Genomic DNA, 16,488 nt, shown 5'->3' on the forward strand with positions numbered 1-16,488 from the left:
TTATACCGACTCCCGTAGAAGCTTCAACAGTCCTTCCCGCTCCAACTCAGCCACAAAGGTATGTACCTGTTGTCTGCACTGTTCCTCGTCCACCTCATATTCATTCGTCAGGACAGTTACGATATCGCCAAGGGAAGGACCGGATTCTGCCAGTTCCCAGATTCGTCCTCCTGTGAAGCCCAAGTTATAATATTTACCAGTGTTAATGCTCATCATCACTTTTTCTCCGTCCATATCACTGACATAGACCTCTTCACCGTAAATGACGCGATAATGGTCTTTAGCTGGATTAGTGGCTGCCATAACTCTTTTCCTCCTTACGAATGATATCAAGTACCCGTTGTACAACCTCGGACGCAGTAAAGACAGAACTATCCCTCAGCAGCCGCCAGCACTCTACTTTACGAGCCATCCTAGCCGCTGTATCAAACGACCATTCACTCAAACCCATTCGCGGAATAATCACCCTACGATATGTATGTTGTAGTAATGTATGCAAGCACTCCAGAACGTTCAAGGGCTGTTCCGTAACCGCCATTAGCTCCCCTTCGCGCATCAACGCACGGATTGGAGAATCTGCCACAAGCTCGAATACGCCCCCTAAGGGCAGCGGATCGTTAAAAAATTCATCTACGGCGGGTACGGCATATTTATTCAGTTCACCTGCAAGCATACGCAGATCACTGTATTGTGGCATTACAGAATTGCCATCAGTTAGGGACCGTATGTTATTTCTTTTGCGTGCATGCTTGTTCTCCCGTAAAGCCTCCAGTTGGAGCAAGCTATCCAACCCCAGCTTTTGCTGCGGATAAGCTGGATACACGATGGCTGAGGAAGCCGTAGCTTTTACAGCAATCACGTCATCACTAACCATCTGATAACCTGCCTGCCTAAAAGCAGCAGCCAGTGTCGATTTGCCCGTACCCGATTCACCCACAAATGCATAGGCCCTCTCCCCGATGACGACCGCACTTCCGTGAATAGGTAATATTCGTCTTTGCATCAGCAGAACACCCATGCATGTACCCAGCACAAACAGCCGCACGGTGTCAGGATCGGCCCCGGAGAATATGCTTACCTCGATCTCCTTGCCTTCCCTGACGGCATAAATGGCCGTGCCTGGTATTTGGAATATAAATCGCTCATCTAGCATCACAAAATTGGCCTGCTCCAGCTGACCACTCCATGCAGTTAAATCAGCCTGTCGAATGACTACATCCTCTACTGCTTCCGGTGCTGCCAGGATCAGCTCAGGCAGATTCAGCTCACTGGCAATTCTGAGTCCAAAGGCTATATATTTCGTCCAACTGACATTTGCACTCCTGTCATGCACGATAGGACTCACTCCTCTGTCCTTAAAAATCCCGTCTTTATTTCTTGGGCAGTACCTCTAACCCGAAGAAATAAAGACGGCTTTGTATTGAATACGAGTCCAATGGATTATGCTATTCTCGTTCATTCAGTCGTTATCGGACCAGTTTTTTGCTTCCAGCCCAACATCGGCTGCATGTATAACCATGTGTTAGCTTGGATTATGAAGATCGGCATCGTGGTCAGACACCCAGTCAATCTGTTTCCAGCCTTTACCCGCCATAGTCTGGTTAATATCCAGCACCTCTATCGTCGGTTCCTGCCATTCTTTTTTACTCATCTCATCACCTCCCCTCCAACGAATGGCGAACTGTCTGACCGGATAGGTTCGATCAGTTCAATCTACAGAGAAAACGGTACACGATCAGGCTATGCATTAGTAGTCGTATATTCGGATCAGACGCCTGCTCAGGGCGGGGGTGGTGAAGTTTCGCCATAGCCGTCTTAATAAACTCAATATTGAGATATTCGGCGGCTCGTAAATCATGACACATCAGTTGAAGCTCTCCCATAAACGTATCCCAGCAAGGAAGCATTCGATGTAGCCAATCTGCAGGCTGTACACCGCGTACCCGCTGGTTCAACCGAACATCATCAGGTAGATGATCACGCATGGCCGTACGAATGAGGGCACGGTCCCGACCGTTTTGCACATACTGTTCAAAAGGCACCGATAAGCAAAAGCGAATCACTCGGCTGTCTCCGGTCGGATCACGTTCCCACAGGCCATACCGTAGTGAAAGTTTGGTCGCGACCACACCATTTTTGTTAGCAATCGCCAAATTCGAAAATTTCTCTTTTCTCGTCTGATCGGCGTTTTTCATCCAGCCTGTTCCGCTCAATACAGGAATATCTTCTACATGCATCCGTTTGGCAAACTCCGGGTGGATCAGTGAAGGAACGGGACTTCGATTGCTACGCCGCAGCCATGAACGAGATTCAAGCGAAGTCGCTTTTTTCAACATCACAGGGAGTAGATGAGACATACGCCTGCCCGTAAGCTTGCTGTACCGCCACAATCCCTGAAAGGATTGCAACCAGTGCAAACGACGAAACTGCCGGGCATAATAATCAAGTGCAGGGCCCCACGATACGGTAAAATTGCCTCGTGCCCCTGTCAACAGTACACCGACATTGTGCTCCTGTGCTTTTTCATAAAAACCTCTGATCCAGAAGGAGTTTTCAAAATATTTGTAGGGTGCTTCCATGAGTTCCAGCCAAATATCAATTTCAGAAAACGGACTTTTACCCTCAAAATCCATATAATTCTCGTGAATGTTGCCTACATAGCGAGCCGTAGACTGAATATAGCTTCGTTCGTTCGCCAGCAATGTAGGCGGTGTCCAGTCTGTAAAATCTTGAACAGGCACATAGCTGTAGGCATGCAGCGGCTTTTGTTGCAAGTGCAGCGATGGTGCGGCAAAGCTGGCAACCGCTCCGGAATCCAGCCCTCCGCTCAAGGCAGCCCCTACAGCGCGATGCGTCCGTAGTCGGGCAGTGACCGCCTGTGTGAACACCTCGCGGAAAGCTTCTATGTACTCGCCCCCTGTTTTGAGCCGCAGTGGCTCTACCTTATCCAGACATGCATATTTATGAAGGGTTCGCTTCCCCTCCTCCATAGTGAACCAATGTGCAGGAGGAAGCTGGTTTATATGCTTGTATGCGGTCGTTCCGATATCAACGGATTCCTGCATGGCACGGATGGACAAAAATTCGGCCAGCCACGGTTCATGCAGTTCTTTTCGCAGAGAGGGCAGGGACAAAAGTGGAGCGACCACCGTGCTAAACGCGAATCCTCGGTCATGTTGGTAGATGTACAGCGTACGATTTCCTGTCACATCTCGAGCACCATATAATCGATGTTCCTTGGCATCCCAAATGACAAAGGCAAAATCACCTATCAGATAACTGGCTGCTTCCACTCCCCATTTGTCATATGCCAGCAAAATCAGCTCGCTGTCCGTGATATCTTGCCGCCGTTCCTGCTCAACTCCCAGCCGTTCAAACAGATCGGAACGATTGTCAATAATCGCATCCGCCGTGATTGCCAAATCTCTTAGCTCATCATAGAAGGGAAGACGCTCATGAACAGATTCCGGGGTCACATGCTGGGCATGACAACCCAAAAATATTGAGCCTTCGCACCAAGCGCATACGCGGTCAGCGGGATATTTTCGCAGGGCTTGCATCATTTCCCCGCCTTCTTCGGTGCTTACGGACTCATGTCCAAAGCTATAGATTCCGGCAATCGCACTCACGTTCTTCCCCCTTTTTCTTTTCCTATGCTTGATAACGCTACAGACGCCAAGCGCCCGAGCTTACGGGCAAAGAGGCTGCGAGATCGGAGACCTTGATTTGGGCGTTGATAGCTTTGGAGCTGAGCGATAAGACGGTTCCGCTCCTCATAGCTATGTGCCAACCTGTTTTCCAGTGATTGGATCCGCCGATCGCTCACGATCTGGTCCACCTGCATCCTTGCCAGATCTTGAGGTACAGTATGACGGGTTGCATTTATCACAAGTTCTCTGTTATCTGCATCCTGGTCTTTCAGCATCCGATAAGCTGCCTTCCATTCAAAGCCGCTTTGTTGGAGAAATTGTTGTGTACGTTGACTCAACAGCTCTATATCCGGCTCATCTTCAAAGCGGACTCCAGTCATCTGCTCAGCCTGTTCCAACGCTTCCGCGTAACCAAGCTGCCTAAACATGCGGGACCCAATGCTTCTGCAATATAGCTCAATTTCCGTTTTACTCAACAAATGTTTCCAGCTATGTACCGAATCCTGATGCGCCTGCTCATGCTCTCCTAAGAATGGATCACCCGCTCCCATACTATAAAAAAGACTGGATTTGGGCGTATCCGCAAAGTCTCCGTACTTTTCCATCCCCGGCTCATACTTGATCCCCAGAAAACCGCACAGCTTCTCGATCTCCATCGTTGGATTGGATACGAGTTGTTCATACCTAAGCGGGTATGCAAGTGGATGAGGTGTAGCAAAATAATGAGCATAACGGAACAAACCAACCGTAATATCCGTCATTTTCATATTAAAATGCGGACTCCCCAGTTCCTCCAGCAGTTGAAAACGTCCATTCCGTAGCTGATTGACCTTTTTGAATGAGGCCACAATGGCTAAAGGATTCCGGATAAGCCACAGCCTGCGGGCATCAGGGAATAAACGGTCTATAAATTCCAGCACCGTATAGTAACGCGGGGATTTGTCGATAAGCATATCTGCTGTAGTTCCTTGAAGCAGACCATTATATATTTCAAGTGCATACGAACGGGAGGCCTGCTCCAGTACATCGGAGGAAACCATACCTTTAAAAAATTGCCGAAGTATCCCTGTTCCTCCATATGGCCGTGCATGTGACTGAGGAAGATCATATAAACTGAGCAGAAACCACATTTCCTGTGTGGCAAACAGGCGGGAATGGTTTTGCAAAATGGCGGTAAGCAGCGAGCTTCCACTCCGAGGGACACTTAACAGGAATACCAGCCCTCCGCCTTGCTTTTCAATCAAGCAAACTCCTCCTCTACCTCTGCTCAAGACACTTTAATAGATACATATCGTATTTTTTATTATAAATTTATGATACATAATGTATCTTGTCAATCCCTTTGATGGATAAATTCAGCACTTCACGTTCATGTTAAACCATATGTAGATCTATAAGTGCAACAATCAGCCTGTAAATAAAGATTTTGCTGCATGTTAGCCCAAGGAGGATAGCATTATGGGACAAGCTGTTAAAGGTACTATTACCATTGAAGGTCAGGAAATTCCTATCACCAACCCGGATAAACCACTGTGGCCTGAAGCAGGCGTGACTAAGGCGCTATATCTTCGCAAGCTCGCGGTATTGGCTCCCTTCCTGCTCAAATATTGCCATCATCGTCTGCTGACCGTCATCCGCTGGCCACATGGGATTCACGGTGATTTTTTTTATCAGAAAAATGCCCCACGTCCTCGGCCGGACTATATTGAAACCGCTCTGCATGATGGTATTGAATATATCGTGCTCGGCAAATTGCCACAACTTCTCTGGCTTGGTAATCAAGCTGCGTTGGAATTCCACCCCTCTCTGCATGAAGCGGGAAGCAAGCTGCCCTGTGAATGGATGATTGACCTTGATCCATCCAGAGAGGTGGAGCCACGTATTATGGAGGCAGCCTCTATTGTCGGTGAAGTACTGGCTTCGCTTGGTTTGGATTCCGTCCCCAAAACATCCGGGGCCACAGGTGTACAAATTATCGTTCCGATCCGTACAGGCATAACCTTCGACGAACTTCGCAGCATCGGGCTATTAGTTGGACAGTTTGTGACAGAAAAGCACCCGCATCTGTTCACACTCGAACGGTTAAAGAAGGATCGGGGAACAGCCATCTATTTTGATTATTTGCAGCATTATCAGGGGAAAACTCTGGCCGCTCCTTATACCCCGCGGGCACGCCCCGGCGCTACGGTCTCCACTCCGCTAACATGGGAAGAGGTACGGCAAGATGTATCACCACTTGACTACCATTTGCTGAATATTGAGGAACGCCTAAACCAGGTAGGTGACTTGATCGACAAGGTTCCTCCCCAGCCCGTAGAAGACGTCCTCAAGCATATGCGCACCAAGGCACACCGAACCTGATCCATGCTTGGAAGAACAAAAAAGGGGACGAACCCCGCAGCCATTAGGCTGAGAAATTGTCCCCTTGCGCTAGTGTATTCCTTTTTTCTTAAAGCGTCCGCCCTTCACATCGTGAATGTTACCGATCGCAACGAAAGCGTGCGGGTCCCAATCTTCAACGATGCTCTTCAGCTTCGCTTCCTCCAGTCGGGTAATGACGACGAAAATCACTTTCTTGCTTTCGCCCGTAAAGCCGCCTTCACCTTCCAGATAAGTTACGCCCCGTCCAAGACGGTCTGTCAGGGCATCCCCGATATCACGGTATTTTTCACTAATAATCCAGACCGATTTGGACTGATCCAGACCCTCAATTGTAATATCAATCATTTTCATGGCGATATAATAAGCAATCATGGAATACAGGGCATTCGGCCAACCGAACACAAAACCTGCACTTCCCAGAATGAAGATATTAACGAACAGTACGATCTCACCGACCGAAAAAGGAGTTTTTTCACTGACGAGAATAGCTACGATCTCTGTTCCATCCAGCGAGCCGCCGGACCGAATCACAAGACCCACCCCAACGCCGAGAATGACGCCCCCAAAGATAGCACCCAATAGTGGTTCGCCAGGAGTCAATGCACTTACATTGTGAAGTAACGCGGTACCGATGGACATCACGATAATGCCGAATAATGTGGATAAAGCGAAGGTTTTACCGATTTGTTTGTATCCGATAAGTAAAAATGGAAGGTTCAACAGGGTCAGGAAAATACCGAGTGGATAGCCAGTAATCTTGGAGGCCATAATGGAAATACCTGTGACGCCTCCGTCGATAACGCCGTTAGGAACCAGAAATATTTCGAGGCCCACTGCCATAAGCGCCGCACCGAAAATAATCATGGCCGCACGCTGAAACAGGCGTTTTGCTTTGTTCTTCGGATTAGCTGGAATTTTGCTGATCTTGGTCAACTCTCCGGTTACATCTGTGATTTCAGACAGATTTTGAACTTCCTTGCTCACTACACTCATATATAAATCCCCCCGTTACAGTATGGTATATTGGACCGAAAAAGGGGCTGCTATTCGCAGTCCCCTCTCCTTTACCGCGCTTGTGTTATATGAATAGTATACCATAAAACTGTGATTTTGCGCAAAAAAGTTAGCAAAGAGCACATAAATCACAATAAAGCGGGATTATATCGATAAAAACGGCGAAAACCGCCTTTAAAGGAGTGGAGAGAGCATGCGAGTTAGAATTTCAGCTATTTTCTGAGATCGAGGCCGTCTGCGGAACACGTTTAAATCTATGCGTGAGGAGTTGGAAATGTCCTCTACAAAATCTTCCGAAAGCCGCTCCAGTGCTGAATTAGCAAAAACTATAGCGGTCAACTCAAAATTATAGAAAAAGCTGCGCATGTCCATATTGGCGGTCCCGACCGAGCCGAGTAAATCATCGACAATCACCACTTTGGCGTGAATAAATCCTTTTCGATATTGGTAGAACTCCACCCCTGCCTCCAGCAGTTCTTGCACATAGGATAAAGACGCCAGATGAACCAGCTTCGAATCGGATTGGTAGGGAATAATAATTTTCACATCTACACCACTGACTGCTGCCAGCTTGAGCGCCTCATAAATCCCCAGATCGGGAATAAAATACGGCGTCGTAATCCAAATCCGCTTTTTGGCAACTGTGAGCGCTCCAAAACACATTTCCTGAATCGTATCCCAAACCTGATCGGGACCGCTGCTCAAAATCTGTACTTCCTCATCCCCGGTGCAGGTATGTGGAGGAAATAAATTCACATCCATCAGCCTTTCCCCTGAGGCCAGCTTCCAGTCGCTAAGAAATGCATTTTGCAGAAAATAGACGCTATCTCCTTCAATCTGCAAATGCGTATCCCTCCAAAATCCCACTTTGGGGTATTTTCCGAGATAATCGTCGCCTACATTAATCCCCCCCACAAATCCGATCATGCCGTCCACTACCACGATTTTCCTGTGATTGCGATAGTTAATCCGGCGGTCCAACGTGGCGAAAAACGGAGGTAGAAAATAATGAAATTCCACTCCTGCCTCACTACAGGTACGAATAAAGGAATAGGGCAAATGGTAGCTTCCTACACCGTCCACAACGAATCGTACCTTTACTCCCTCACGTGCCTTGCGGATCATGACCTCTTGAAACTTTCTTCCGATTTCGTCGGCCCGAAATATGTAAAACTCCACATGGATATGATGTTGTGCATGTTCCATCGCTGTCAGCATAGCCTCGAAGGTTTCTTCACCGTTCGTCAGCACACGTGTGCGATTACATCCAGTCAACGGGTTTTCCGACATACGAATTAACTGGTTAAACAGTCGCTCCTGATGCTTGAAATGAGGATTATGCATTTGCTCCACCTGTTCAATCACTTTGGATTGCGCCCACAGACGCTCGCGAAACTCACGAAACAGCTGCGATCCCCCTTTTCGAACCATTTTGCGCTTCTGATAATCCTGTGCAACAAAGTAGTACACGACAAAGCCAATGAGCGGGAAGCAAAACAAAATAAAAAGCCAGGCTACCGCTTTGGACGGCTTGCGAAATTCAAAGAGCAGGATCGTCCCGGTCTGAAAAATAAAAACAATTAAAACCAACAGCAACCACAGCATGTCTAAGCCTCCTTATATATCTCAGGATTTTGCAAAATCCTCATCTACGTTTTATACTAAGCTCCAATTTTTTTGACATGTTTGCCTCTTAAGCTGAATAGATAGTAACCAAGCACTATAGGAGCGATGTCCGGAAAGGAGCGATTATGAAAAAAGGAAGCCTAAATCGCCGGATGACCCTGCTTGTTATTCGGGATGCACAGCAACCGCCCAAGCAGCTACAATGCTCTACAGCCGCTGTCATTCTCGTCCCAACTCTTGTGATCGCGTCTATCTCTACACTCGTGATCGGGCTGCAAATCCGTTCTTCCCATATTATCTCCCAAATGGAAACGAATCTTGCTGTCCAGAGTTTGCAGATGGAGGTCACGGTAGCGGACAAGGATGCAGCCATTGGGCGACTACGGCAGGAAGTCATGGAGCTGACGAATCAAGCCACCAATATTCGTGAACGCCTCCAGCGTGTAACGGAGCTGGAACAGCAAATGCAGCAATTCATTCGAAAACACGGAAACTCATCTGCCACAAGTAACCATAAAAAGACCATGACGCCGCTCTCCTGGGATGCTTCCGGCCATATCGGGGGCGAGCTGATCGCAGTGCATGAAAATACTGCCCTCCTAACTCGCCAGGCAATGGATGATTTTCAGGAGATCGAATCTCTGTTGGACACGGTGGAACGTACGGTTCCCCGCTCTATTCAGCAAGCAAATGCCGTACAGCAGAATCTGGAGCGCAAACAAGCCGCACAGCTACTCCAGACTCGTAGACTGGCTCTTGCCGAGCAAGGGAATCCCTCCGTTTGGCCTGTAGGTTCACGGCGAATGACCTCCAGCTTCGGCTATCGCAGCGACCCTTTTACGGGCAGATCTGCCTTCCATTCAGGCGTGGACATTGCCGGACAAACCGGTGATCCTGTCTATGCAGCAGGAGCTGGCACCGTCTTGGAGGCTGCTTCTAGCGGAGCCCGCGGCAAGTGCATCATCATCCAGCATCCTGACGGACTCCAGAGCTGGTATATGCACCTGAGCGGCATGCAGGTGGCTCCGGGGGATCGTGTCCACAAAGGACAGACCATCGGTCTGCTGGGAAGTACCGGAAGGAGCACAGGACCTCATCTTCATTTTCAGATCGTCAAGCATAACCAACCTGTCGATCCATTACTGTATGTACAATGAGGATTTTTGAAAATATTCACAATAAAAGATTGGAGGAAAACCATCATGTTCAAGGAATCCAAAAAAAAGCTTTCCGCCCCAGCTATGGATACACTGCTCGCTAATGGCACCAGCTTTGAAGGTACAGTTGAGGCAGAGGCCAATATTCGGATTGACGGTCATTTTCAGGGCGATATCCGCAGCACTCGTACTGTCGTCATTGGAGAATCTGCTGTTGTACGTTCGGATATCATCGCACAAGACGTCATTCTTGCCGGTAAGGTGTTCGGCAGCATTACTACAGAAGGACGACTGACCATTACGCCGACAGGTGAACTGTACGGAAATACCGCGACCACTGCATTGGTCATTTCTGAAGGCGGTATACTGGACGGCACAATTCAAATGAACCGAACAAAGGATGTAGAGTTGTCATCTTCTACGGATGAGTCAAACGACGAAACCCAATCTAGTTTCAGCAAAAACAAGGAGGATAGCCAAGCCGCTCTGCAATCCGAAGCAGGATAAAGTCAGTATATACTCCTTTAAATCCAGTGCATTCTCCATTCATTCCATAATATCCTCCACTCTGCGTTCCAAAAATAATTGGTACACCTTGCGTATGACGATTTTTCCGCACATATACAATGGAATCACCAAAATGATACCCAGAATCCCGAGCAGGTCGCCACCAACTAACAGTAAAATAACGACAGTCAACGGATGAATATCCAGCTGCTTGCCAAAAACTATAGGTGACAGCCAATTATCCTGAATTTGCTGTGCAGCGATCACCACGACCAGGGACCAGAGTGCCATCGAAGGTGATTCGAGTAATCCAATAATAACCACAGGTATAGAAGCAGCCACTGCCCCCACATAGGGAATAAAATTAAGAAAAATCGAAATAACGGCAAGCAGCAAGGCATAAGGCAAACCAATAATTAAAAATCCAAGAAACATCATCACACCCAACGCGACATTAATCAGCACCCGACTCACGATAAAGCTGCTGAGTGCACTATCGATATCATCCATAACCTCCAATGCGTCCTTGTGATATTTTTTTGGAAAGAAGTTTAGCATTTTAGGGCCAAACTTGCTCCCTTCCTTCAGCATGTAATAGAGCAATATTGGAAAGGTAGCCAATACAATAAAAAAGTAGGACACGAACGATACCAGCTTTACCGAATAATCAGACAGTGTCGAAAAAGCTTCGTTCAACGTATCTGACAGTTGTGACAGCGGGTCTTCACCCGGAGGCAGCACTTGTCTCAAGGATTGATTATGCCGCCATTGGCTCAATTGATCAACCAGACTTTTAATGAGCTTCGGCGCATTTTCAAATAAATTGGTAACTTGATCACGCAGCGTAGGCCACACACCCCATGAGAAAACAAACAATAACACTCCAATGACCAAATAAATCAGCAAGATGGAGATAGATCGTTTGATTTTTCTCCGTTCCATTACATCTACAATCGGCCTCAATAAATAATAGAGGAAAAAAGATAGCATCAACGGTACAACCAGCAAGCTGACCAAAGATACGAGAGGACTGAATATAAAGCTTACTTTGGTGCCCAAGTAAATGATGAGTAATAGCATGACAATACCCGTAGTCAGACGAAAAAAACGATTATTTTGCAGCATATCATGCGGCCCCCCTCTATTCTGTTTCTCTCTACCTCTTTAAACGCAAAATGACCCTATTGATTGATTCTTGCTGAAAATAGATTACAATATACCCCTGCACGCAGAATGTGTAGTAAAAAATGACATAGATACAGCATAAAATAGTCTTAAATGAGGATTTTGTAAAATTCCTGAAATAACAAAAGGACGTCCAAATGCTAGGCATTTGAACGTCCTTTGTGTTACTCTATGGCACTTCGATTTAGGTCGAAACATCCCGTTTTACGAAAACCACCCAGGCAATGGCGATAAAAATCACATAATAGGCGGCCAGCACGGTGAGCGAAAAGGTTAGACTGGAACTTACCGTACCCGGCGGCATATCTAAATATTTTTTCAGATCCATATGCGTAAATAGAACGTATTTGGTCCATTCAAAACGATCTGTGCTGAACAAGCCAATCGTGTTATAAACTGTTTTGGTGAACATCATGAACAGTGACAGCCCAATCGCCAAGGCACTGGAACGGAAAACAGCGGACAGCATAAAAGCAAAGGCCATCGTCACGAATAAGGCGATATAGCTATACAAAAAGTTCAGCGTTACATAAGATATCGGATCACTGAACAGTGGAACAGAACCCGCTGGTGCATCCTTGGACAACATCAGCCATGAGGACAGCGTAACCATCAAGATCAAAATGATCGTTCCGAGCAAACTGAACAAAATCACGGATAAATACTTGGACAACAATATTTTGCTGCGAGTCCAAGGTCGGATGAGCAGCAGCTTAATCGTTCCCCAAGTAAATTCACCAGCCACCGAATCAGCGGCTACAATGACCGTAAACGTCGTATTGAGGAAAAATGTAAACAACGTCGTCAACGCAATCCCATCCCACACACTGACCTGATCGGAAACCAGGGAAATCAGCATCGGAATCACAGCAGTGATGACCGCCAGCAATCCCAGCATAATCCATGTGCGCATACGCAGGTAAATTTTCAGATTTTCGTTATGTACCAGCTTGAAGAAATCACCCAATGACCCCGCCTCCCGTCACTTCCAAAAATTGATCTTCCAGCGTACGGGCAACCGGGCGAATCGCATATACTTTAATGCCATTTGCAGCCAGCAGGCTGTTCATCTCTGCAATCTGTTCCCGCTCCAGGTGAAGCAGCAGTTGATTACCTTCGACGCGCCCTGCTCCAGCAAGCGCATAAGCTTGTTCGGCATCATTTACCTCAAAAGCAATTTCCGCCTTCTGCACTTCCTCCCCTGTATTCTTCAGTTGCTTGATATCAACCAGCCGTCCGCTCTGAATAATAGCTACACGGTCGCACATCAGCTCCATCTCGGACAACAAATGGCTTGATACGAATACAGTAATTCCTTCCGTACGGGTCAATTGACGCAAATAATCCCGCAGTTCACGAATACCCTGCGGGTCCAAGCCATTGGTCGGCTCGTCCAGCACAAGCAGCTTCGGTCGATGCAAAATCGCCTGAGCTACCCCAAGTCGCTGCCGCATCCCGAGCGAGTAGGTTTTTACTTTATCGTGAATCCGATTTCCGAGTCCCACCAGACGAATCGCTTCTTCCACGCGCTCTTGGGTCACGCCAGGAGACATTCGCGCAAAATGCTGCAAATTTTGATAGCCTGTCAAAAACTTGTACATCTCCGGGTTCTCAACAATCGCGCCGACATGGGCAACGGCCTTTTCAAAATCGGTATTAATGCTGTCTCCACAAATATGAATATCGCCCTTGCTGATCGAAATCAGGCCAACCATCATACGGATGGTGGTCGTTTTTCCCGCACCATTGGGTCCAAGGAAACCAAATACCTGCCCCGCCGGAACCTCCAGCGTCAGATCATCCACGATCGCTTTTGAGGAAATGATTTTACTCACACCCTCCATACGTATGACGGGAACCTGTCCTGTCGCTTGCTGCATGCTTTGAAACTCCTTCCATCCGGAGTGAAGCTGTGATCCATTTTACTGTACATTTCCGGTTTTGGAAGTATTGTACCATATTTAACCTTTTAGAAACACCACGCAACCTCTATTCCTTGTCCTTATATATCCAAAGCACCCGCCATTTCTCATCTTCCTGCGTCACATAACAAGGCTGTACGATATCAAAGTTGCCGAATCGGGTCTTGTAATGCTGAGTGACCGTAATACGGTAAACTTTCCCTAACTCTTCTCCATTCTGATCGGTACGAATGTCATATTCAGCCTGCGGCTCCCCCAGTTCAAACGTGAACGTATCCGTCCCCATATCCTGCATAAAAACGTGCGCACGCTGCTGTACATACGTGGACTTCTCGAATTTCTTTTTCATTTGCGAATGAAAAAGCTCCCATGAGCCTCCGAAATTTCCCGATTGCTCCATAGTGTAGAACTCGTTCAGTGCTTCTACCGCTTGATCGCCCTCGCCTGTAGACATCACCCCATGCAGACCCAGCCACAGCAACCATAACAATCCACATATGATTGCAAAATATAATAGCTTACGGACGAACGCCGAAGCCGCTCTCCTTCTAAACAGCACACATTGCCCCTCCCTCTGTTGGACTATACCGAATTCTCTACAGATGTATGTGGGACATGCCTTTTTTAGAAGACTTTATAAGAAAATAACGGGTGACCTCCCAATAGGGCACCCGTCTACATAAGGCTTACCTAAGGCGATATGGCCTCGGTAAGCATGTGCTTCTCCAGCACTCCATGGATACGCTGGCGTTCCTGCTCATCCACAATGTAATAATACACGCCGTTGATTTTACGCCCATGTCCCTTCAGCTCAACGGTATCCGTCTGCTTGAGGGACGGACCGATCCGGGTCAGGAAGGTGGTCATATCGTCAAAGGTAATGTCTGTGCGAATCTGCTCCCCCGCTGCCTCCAGTATCGGTTTTACCCTCAACAGCCCTTCCTTGCTGATGGACTGGGCAAGAATTTGCTTGAGTAGCTCCCGCTGGCGAGCATTTCTTCCGAGATCCCCACGTGGATCATCAAAACGCATACGGGCGTAGGCCAACGCCTCAGCCCCGTTCAAGTTCAAATTACCCTGCGCAAAATGATGGCCCTCATATTGAAAATCAAGTGGGTTATGAACCTCGACTCCCCCCACAAGGTCCACCATTTTCGCAAACCCTTCCATGTTCATCTGTACATAGTAATCTATCGGATGGTTCAAAAAATGCTCTACCGTACGGATCGACATATCCACGCCCCCAAAAGCAAAAGCGTGATTGATTTTGTCCTCACGCCCCCTGCCGATCAACTCTGTTCGCGTATCACGTGGGATGTTGAACATCAACATAGAGCCTTCGGCAGGGTTAACAGACAAGACGATCATCGTATCCGATCGTCCTGGATCGTGAGACCGCCGATCTACGCCCAGTACCAGCACGGTGAACGGCTTGAACTGGGAGATGGCTGCCGGATTGGGTGTACTTGATCCAGAGTCTGTATCTACGGATCGCCCTGCTCCGCCCGTTGCAAGGGTAGAAACCGACCCAGGCTGCACGATGCTGCGCGGATGATACATCGCATTCGCCGCTGTTTTAAAGGAATGATACACATAAGCGGTGTAGGCAGTAGCCCCTACGACCAATAACGCCGCAGCCCCCAATGTCATCTTCAGCCATCGTTTCATATGCAGCCTCCCCTTTACGGATTTACTACAGACTGATAACGATCTACATCCAGATTGTTCATCTGTGGCCTACCGACAGAATAGTATGCAAAGGGGGATTGTCTGATTTGCTCCTCGCTGTACACATTGCGTCCGTCGATCATAATAGGATATTTCATAAGCTCATTCAGCTCACCCAGCCCGATATCACCAAACTCTTCCCATTCCGTCAATAGACACAGTGCGTCACATCCCTCTGCCGCTTCTCGTGCGCTATCTGCCCACGTTACTTCCGAGCTGTCCAGCAGTCGGCGGAAGTTAGCGGTAGCGATCGGGTCATATGCACGAATTTGCGCCCCTGCCTCCAGCAGCGACTGCATAATATCCAGCGCCGGGGCATCTCTTACATCATCTGTATTCGGTTTAAAGGCCAGCCCCCATATGCCAATCGTGGCTCCTTCCAGATCACCCAGCGCCTCTTTTAGCTTACGAATCACGTTAAAACGTTGCCCCTGATTCACTTCCACCACAGATTTCAGCAGCTTGAATTCATAGTCCACGTTGCCAGCAATTTGGATCAGAGCTTGTGTATCCTTGGGAAAACAGGAACCCCCATAGCCGATACCAGCAGACAAAAAGGAGGAACCGATCCGCTGATCCAGCCCCATACCGTGTGCCACGCGTGTAACGTCTGCGCCCACCTTTTCACAAATATTTGCAATCTCATTAATAAACGAAATTTTGGTCGCCAAAAAAGCATTCGACGCGTACTTGATCATCTCCGCCGAACGGATATCCGTGGTTACGATATTTGTCGTCAACGGTTCGTGCAGTGTAGTCAGCACAGTGGACACATGCGGATCGGAAGCTCCGATGATGATTCGATCTGGCTGTAGGGTGTCTATGACTGCTGAACCTTCACGTAAAAATTCGGGAACCGAAGCCACACCAAACGGATAATTTGTGCGGCTCGCAATCCAATTTTGAATACGTTCGTTCGTTCCGACAGGCACCGTGCTTTTGGTGACAATTATTTTGTAGCCATTCATGGCGTCTGCCACCTCGCAGGCGGCTTCTTCAATATAGGACAGGTTCGCTTCTCCGCCTGGCAGCGAAGGCGTACCGACCGCCAAAATAACAATTTCGGCTGCCTCCACCGAAGCAGCCGTATCTGTTGTAAAGCTTAGTCGGCCTTGTTCTACATTATCTTTAATTAGAGCCTTTAATCCCGGTTCATAAATCGGCACCCCACCTGCACGCAGCTGATGAATTTTGTCCTCATTCTGATCTACACAGACGACGGTATTCCCGAGTGCGGCAAAACAGACCCCCGACACCAGCCCGACATACCCTGCACCCATTACACATAGCTTCAAAGCAACTCCCCCTCTTACATGC

The 16,488-nt window shown here is 47.9% G+C and carries 16 protein-coding genes; 3 read left to right on the plus strand and 13 right to left on the minus strand.

Features of this window, described 5'->3' with window-relative positions; translation table 11 throughout:
- The 5 genes from MKX59_RS21605 to MKX59_RS21625 all read right to left on the minus strand — a co-directional run bounded on the left by MKX59_RS21605 (position 1) and on the right by MKX59_RS21625 (position 4,894).
- Positions 1-303, minus strand: a complete 303-nt coding sequence (locus MKX59_RS21605; RefSeq protein WP_025720436.1) for a lasso peptide biosynthesis PqqD family chaperone — start codon at positions 301-303, stop codon at positions 1-3.
- On the minus strand, positions 290-1,333 hold the full coding sequence (locus MKX59_RS21610; RefSeq protein WP_076264377.1) for a dephospho-CoA kinase: 1,044 nt from the start codon (positions 1,331-1,333) through the stop codon (positions 290-292). Before MKX59_RS21610 ends, MKX59_RS21605 begins: the two co-directional genes overlap by 14 nt.
- Before the next feature lie 189 nt (positions 1,334-1,522).
- Positions 1,523-1,651, minus strand: coding sequence for a paeninodin family lasso peptide (locus tag MKX59_RS21615; protein WP_023987454.1), 129 nt, complete (start codon positions 1,649-1,651; stop codon positions 1,523-1,525).
- 52 nt (positions 1,652-1,703) lie between these two features.
- Positions 1,704-3,629: an asparagine synthase-related protein gene (locus MKX59_RS21620; protein WP_069080882.1), complete on the minus strand. Its 1,926-nt coding sequence runs from the start codon at positions 3,627-3,629 to the stop codon at positions 1,704-1,706.
- Positions 3,626-4,894, minus strand: a complete 1,269-nt coding sequence (locus MKX59_RS21625; protein WP_141697513.1) for a sulfotransferase family protein — start codon at positions 4,892-4,894, stop codon at positions 3,626-3,628. The genes MKX59_RS21620 and MKX59_RS21625 overlap by 4 nt, the downstream gene beginning before the upstream one ends.
- Positions 4,895-5,108: 214 nt before the next feature.
- Here MKX59_RS21625 and ligD point away from each other — a divergent pair, with 214 nt between their 5' ends.
- Complete coding sequence (ligD, locus tag MKX59_RS21630) at positions 5,109-6,011, plus strand: non-homologous end-joining DNA ligase (RefSeq protein WP_013309189.1); 903 nt, start codon at positions 5,109-5,111, stop codon at positions 6,009-6,011.
- Positions 6,012-6,080: 69 nt separating this feature from the next.
- Here ligD and MKX59_RS21635 read toward each other — a convergent pair whose 3' ends face one another.
- Both MKX59_RS21635 and cls read right to left on the minus strand, forming a co-directional pair.
- Positions 6,081-7,025 carry a YitT family protein gene (locus MKX59_RS21635; RefSeq protein ID WP_013309188.1) on the minus strand — a complete coding sequence of 315 codons (945 nt, stop codon included), beginning with the start codon at positions 7,023-7,025 and terminating at the stop codon, positions 6,081-6,083.
- A 195-nt stretch (positions 7,026-7,220) separates the two neighbouring features.
- A complete protein-coding gene (gene cls, locus MKX59_RS21640; RefSeq protein WP_053324864.1) occupies positions 7,221-8,651 on the minus strand; it encodes a cardiolipin synthase in 1,431 nt (476 codons plus the stop codon).
- Between the two features lie 146 nt (positions 8,652-8,797).
- On the opposite strand from cls, the gene MKX59_RS21645 reads away from it, so the two are divergent.
- Together MKX59_RS21645 and MKX59_RS21650 are read left to right on the plus strand one after the other, a co-directional pair.
- Positions 8,798-9,829: a M23 family metallopeptidase gene (locus tag MKX59_RS21645; protein ID WP_023987449.1), complete on the plus strand. Its 1,032-nt coding sequence runs from the start codon at positions 8,798-8,800 to the stop codon at positions 9,827-9,829.
- Between the two features lie 45 nt (positions 9,830-9,874).
- Positions 9,875-10,336 carry a bactofilin family protein gene (locus MKX59_RS21650; RefSeq protein WP_340858919.1) on the plus strand — a complete coding sequence of 154 codons (462 nt, stop codon included), beginning with the start codon at positions 9,875-9,877 and terminating at the stop codon, positions 10,334-10,336.
- Between the two features lie 39 nt (positions 10,337-10,375).
- Here MKX59_RS21650 and MKX59_RS21655 read toward each other — a convergent pair whose 3' ends face one another.
- From MKX59_RS21655 to MKX59_RS21680, 6 genes are all read right to left on the minus strand, one after another.
- A complete protein-coding gene (locus tag MKX59_RS21655) occupies positions 10,376-11,461 on the minus strand; it encodes an AI-2E family transporter (protein WP_209941272.1) in 1,086 nt (361 codons plus the stop codon).
- Positions 11,462-11,705: 244 nt separating this feature from the next.
- Positions 11,706-12,488, minus strand: a complete 783-nt coding sequence (locus tag MKX59_RS21660) for an ABC transporter permease (RefSeq protein WP_340858920.1) — start codon at positions 12,486-12,488, stop codon at positions 11,706-11,708.
- Entirely contained in the window at positions 12,481-13,401 is a 921-nt protein-coding gene (locus MKX59_RS21665) for an ABC transporter ATP-binding protein (RefSeq protein ID WP_023987445.1), read from the minus strand. Before MKX59_RS21665 ends, MKX59_RS21660 begins: the two co-directional genes overlap by 8 nt.
- A gap of 109 nt (positions 13,402-13,510) precedes the next feature.
- Positions 13,511-14,002 (minus strand): hypothetical protein, encoded by a 492-nt coding sequence (locus MKX59_RS21670; RefSeq protein WP_023987444.1) that lies wholly within the window; start codon positions 14,000-14,002, stop codon positions 13,511-13,513.
- A 131-nt stretch (positions 14,003-14,133) separates the two neighbouring features.
- Complete coding sequence (locus MKX59_RS21675; RefSeq protein ID WP_340858921.1) at positions 14,134-15,111, minus strand: LCP family glycopolymer transferase; 978 nt, start codon at positions 15,109-15,111, stop codon at positions 14,134-14,136.
- A gap of 14 nt (positions 15,112-15,125) precedes the next feature.
- Positions 15,126-16,466, minus strand: coding sequence for a UDP-glucose dehydrogenase family protein (locus MKX59_RS21680; protein ID WP_340858922.1), 1,341 nt, complete (start codon positions 16,464-16,466; stop codon positions 15,126-15,128).
- Positions 16,467-16,488: the final 22 nt, after the last annotated feature.

The sequence above is a fragment of the Paenibacillus sp. FSL R7-0340 genome (genome assembly GCF_038002205.1).
Classification (GTDB): domain Bacteria; phylum Bacillota; class Bacilli; order Paenibacillales; family Paenibacillaceae; genus Paenibacillus; species Paenibacillus polymyxa_B.

What these genes read in the sequence shown, in the direction of transcription:
- cls (WP_053324864.1), bottom strand. Translation starts at nt 8,651, where the DNA reads ATGCTGTGGTTGCTGTTGGTTTTAATTGTTTTTATTTTTCAGACCGGG.
- MKX59_RS21675 (WP_340858921.1), bottom strand. Translation starts at nt 15,111, where the DNA reads ATGAAACGATGGCTGAAGATGACATTGGGGGCTGCGGCGTTATTGGTC.
- MKX59_RS21650 (WP_340858919.1), top strand. Translation starts at nt 9,875, where the DNA reads ATGTTCAAGGAATCCAAAAAAAAGCTTTCCGCCCCAGCTATGGATACA.
- MKX59_RS21665 (WP_023987445.1), bottom strand. Translation starts at nt 13,401, where the DNA reads ATGCAGCAAGCGACAGGACAGGTTCCCGTCATACGTATGGAGGGTGTG.
- MKX59_RS21655 (WP_209941272.1), bottom strand. Translation starts at nt 11,461, where the DNA reads ATGCTGCAAAATAATCGTTTTTTTCGTCTGACTACGGGTATTGTCATG.
- MKX59_RS21615 (WP_023987454.1), bottom strand. Translation starts at nt 1,651, where the DNA reads ATGAGTAAAAAAGAATGGCAGGAACCGACGATAGAGGTGCTGGATATT.
- MKX59_RS21645 (WP_023987449.1), top strand. Translation starts at nt 8,798, where the DNA reads ATGAAAAAAGGAAGCCTAAATCGCCGGATGACCCTGCTTGTTATTCGG.
- ligD (WP_013309189.1), top strand. Translation starts at nt 5,109, where the DNA reads ATGGGACAAGCTGTTAAAGGTACTATTACCATTGAAGGTCAGGAAATT.
- MKX59_RS21605 (WP_025720436.1), bottom strand. Translation starts at nt 303, where the DNA reads ATGGCAGCCACTAATCCAGCTAAAGACCATTATCGCGTCATTTACGGT.
- MKX59_RS21635 (WP_013309188.1), bottom strand. Translation starts at nt 7,025, where the DNA reads ATGAGTGTAGTGAGCAAGGAAGTTCAAAATCTGTCTGAAATCACAGAT.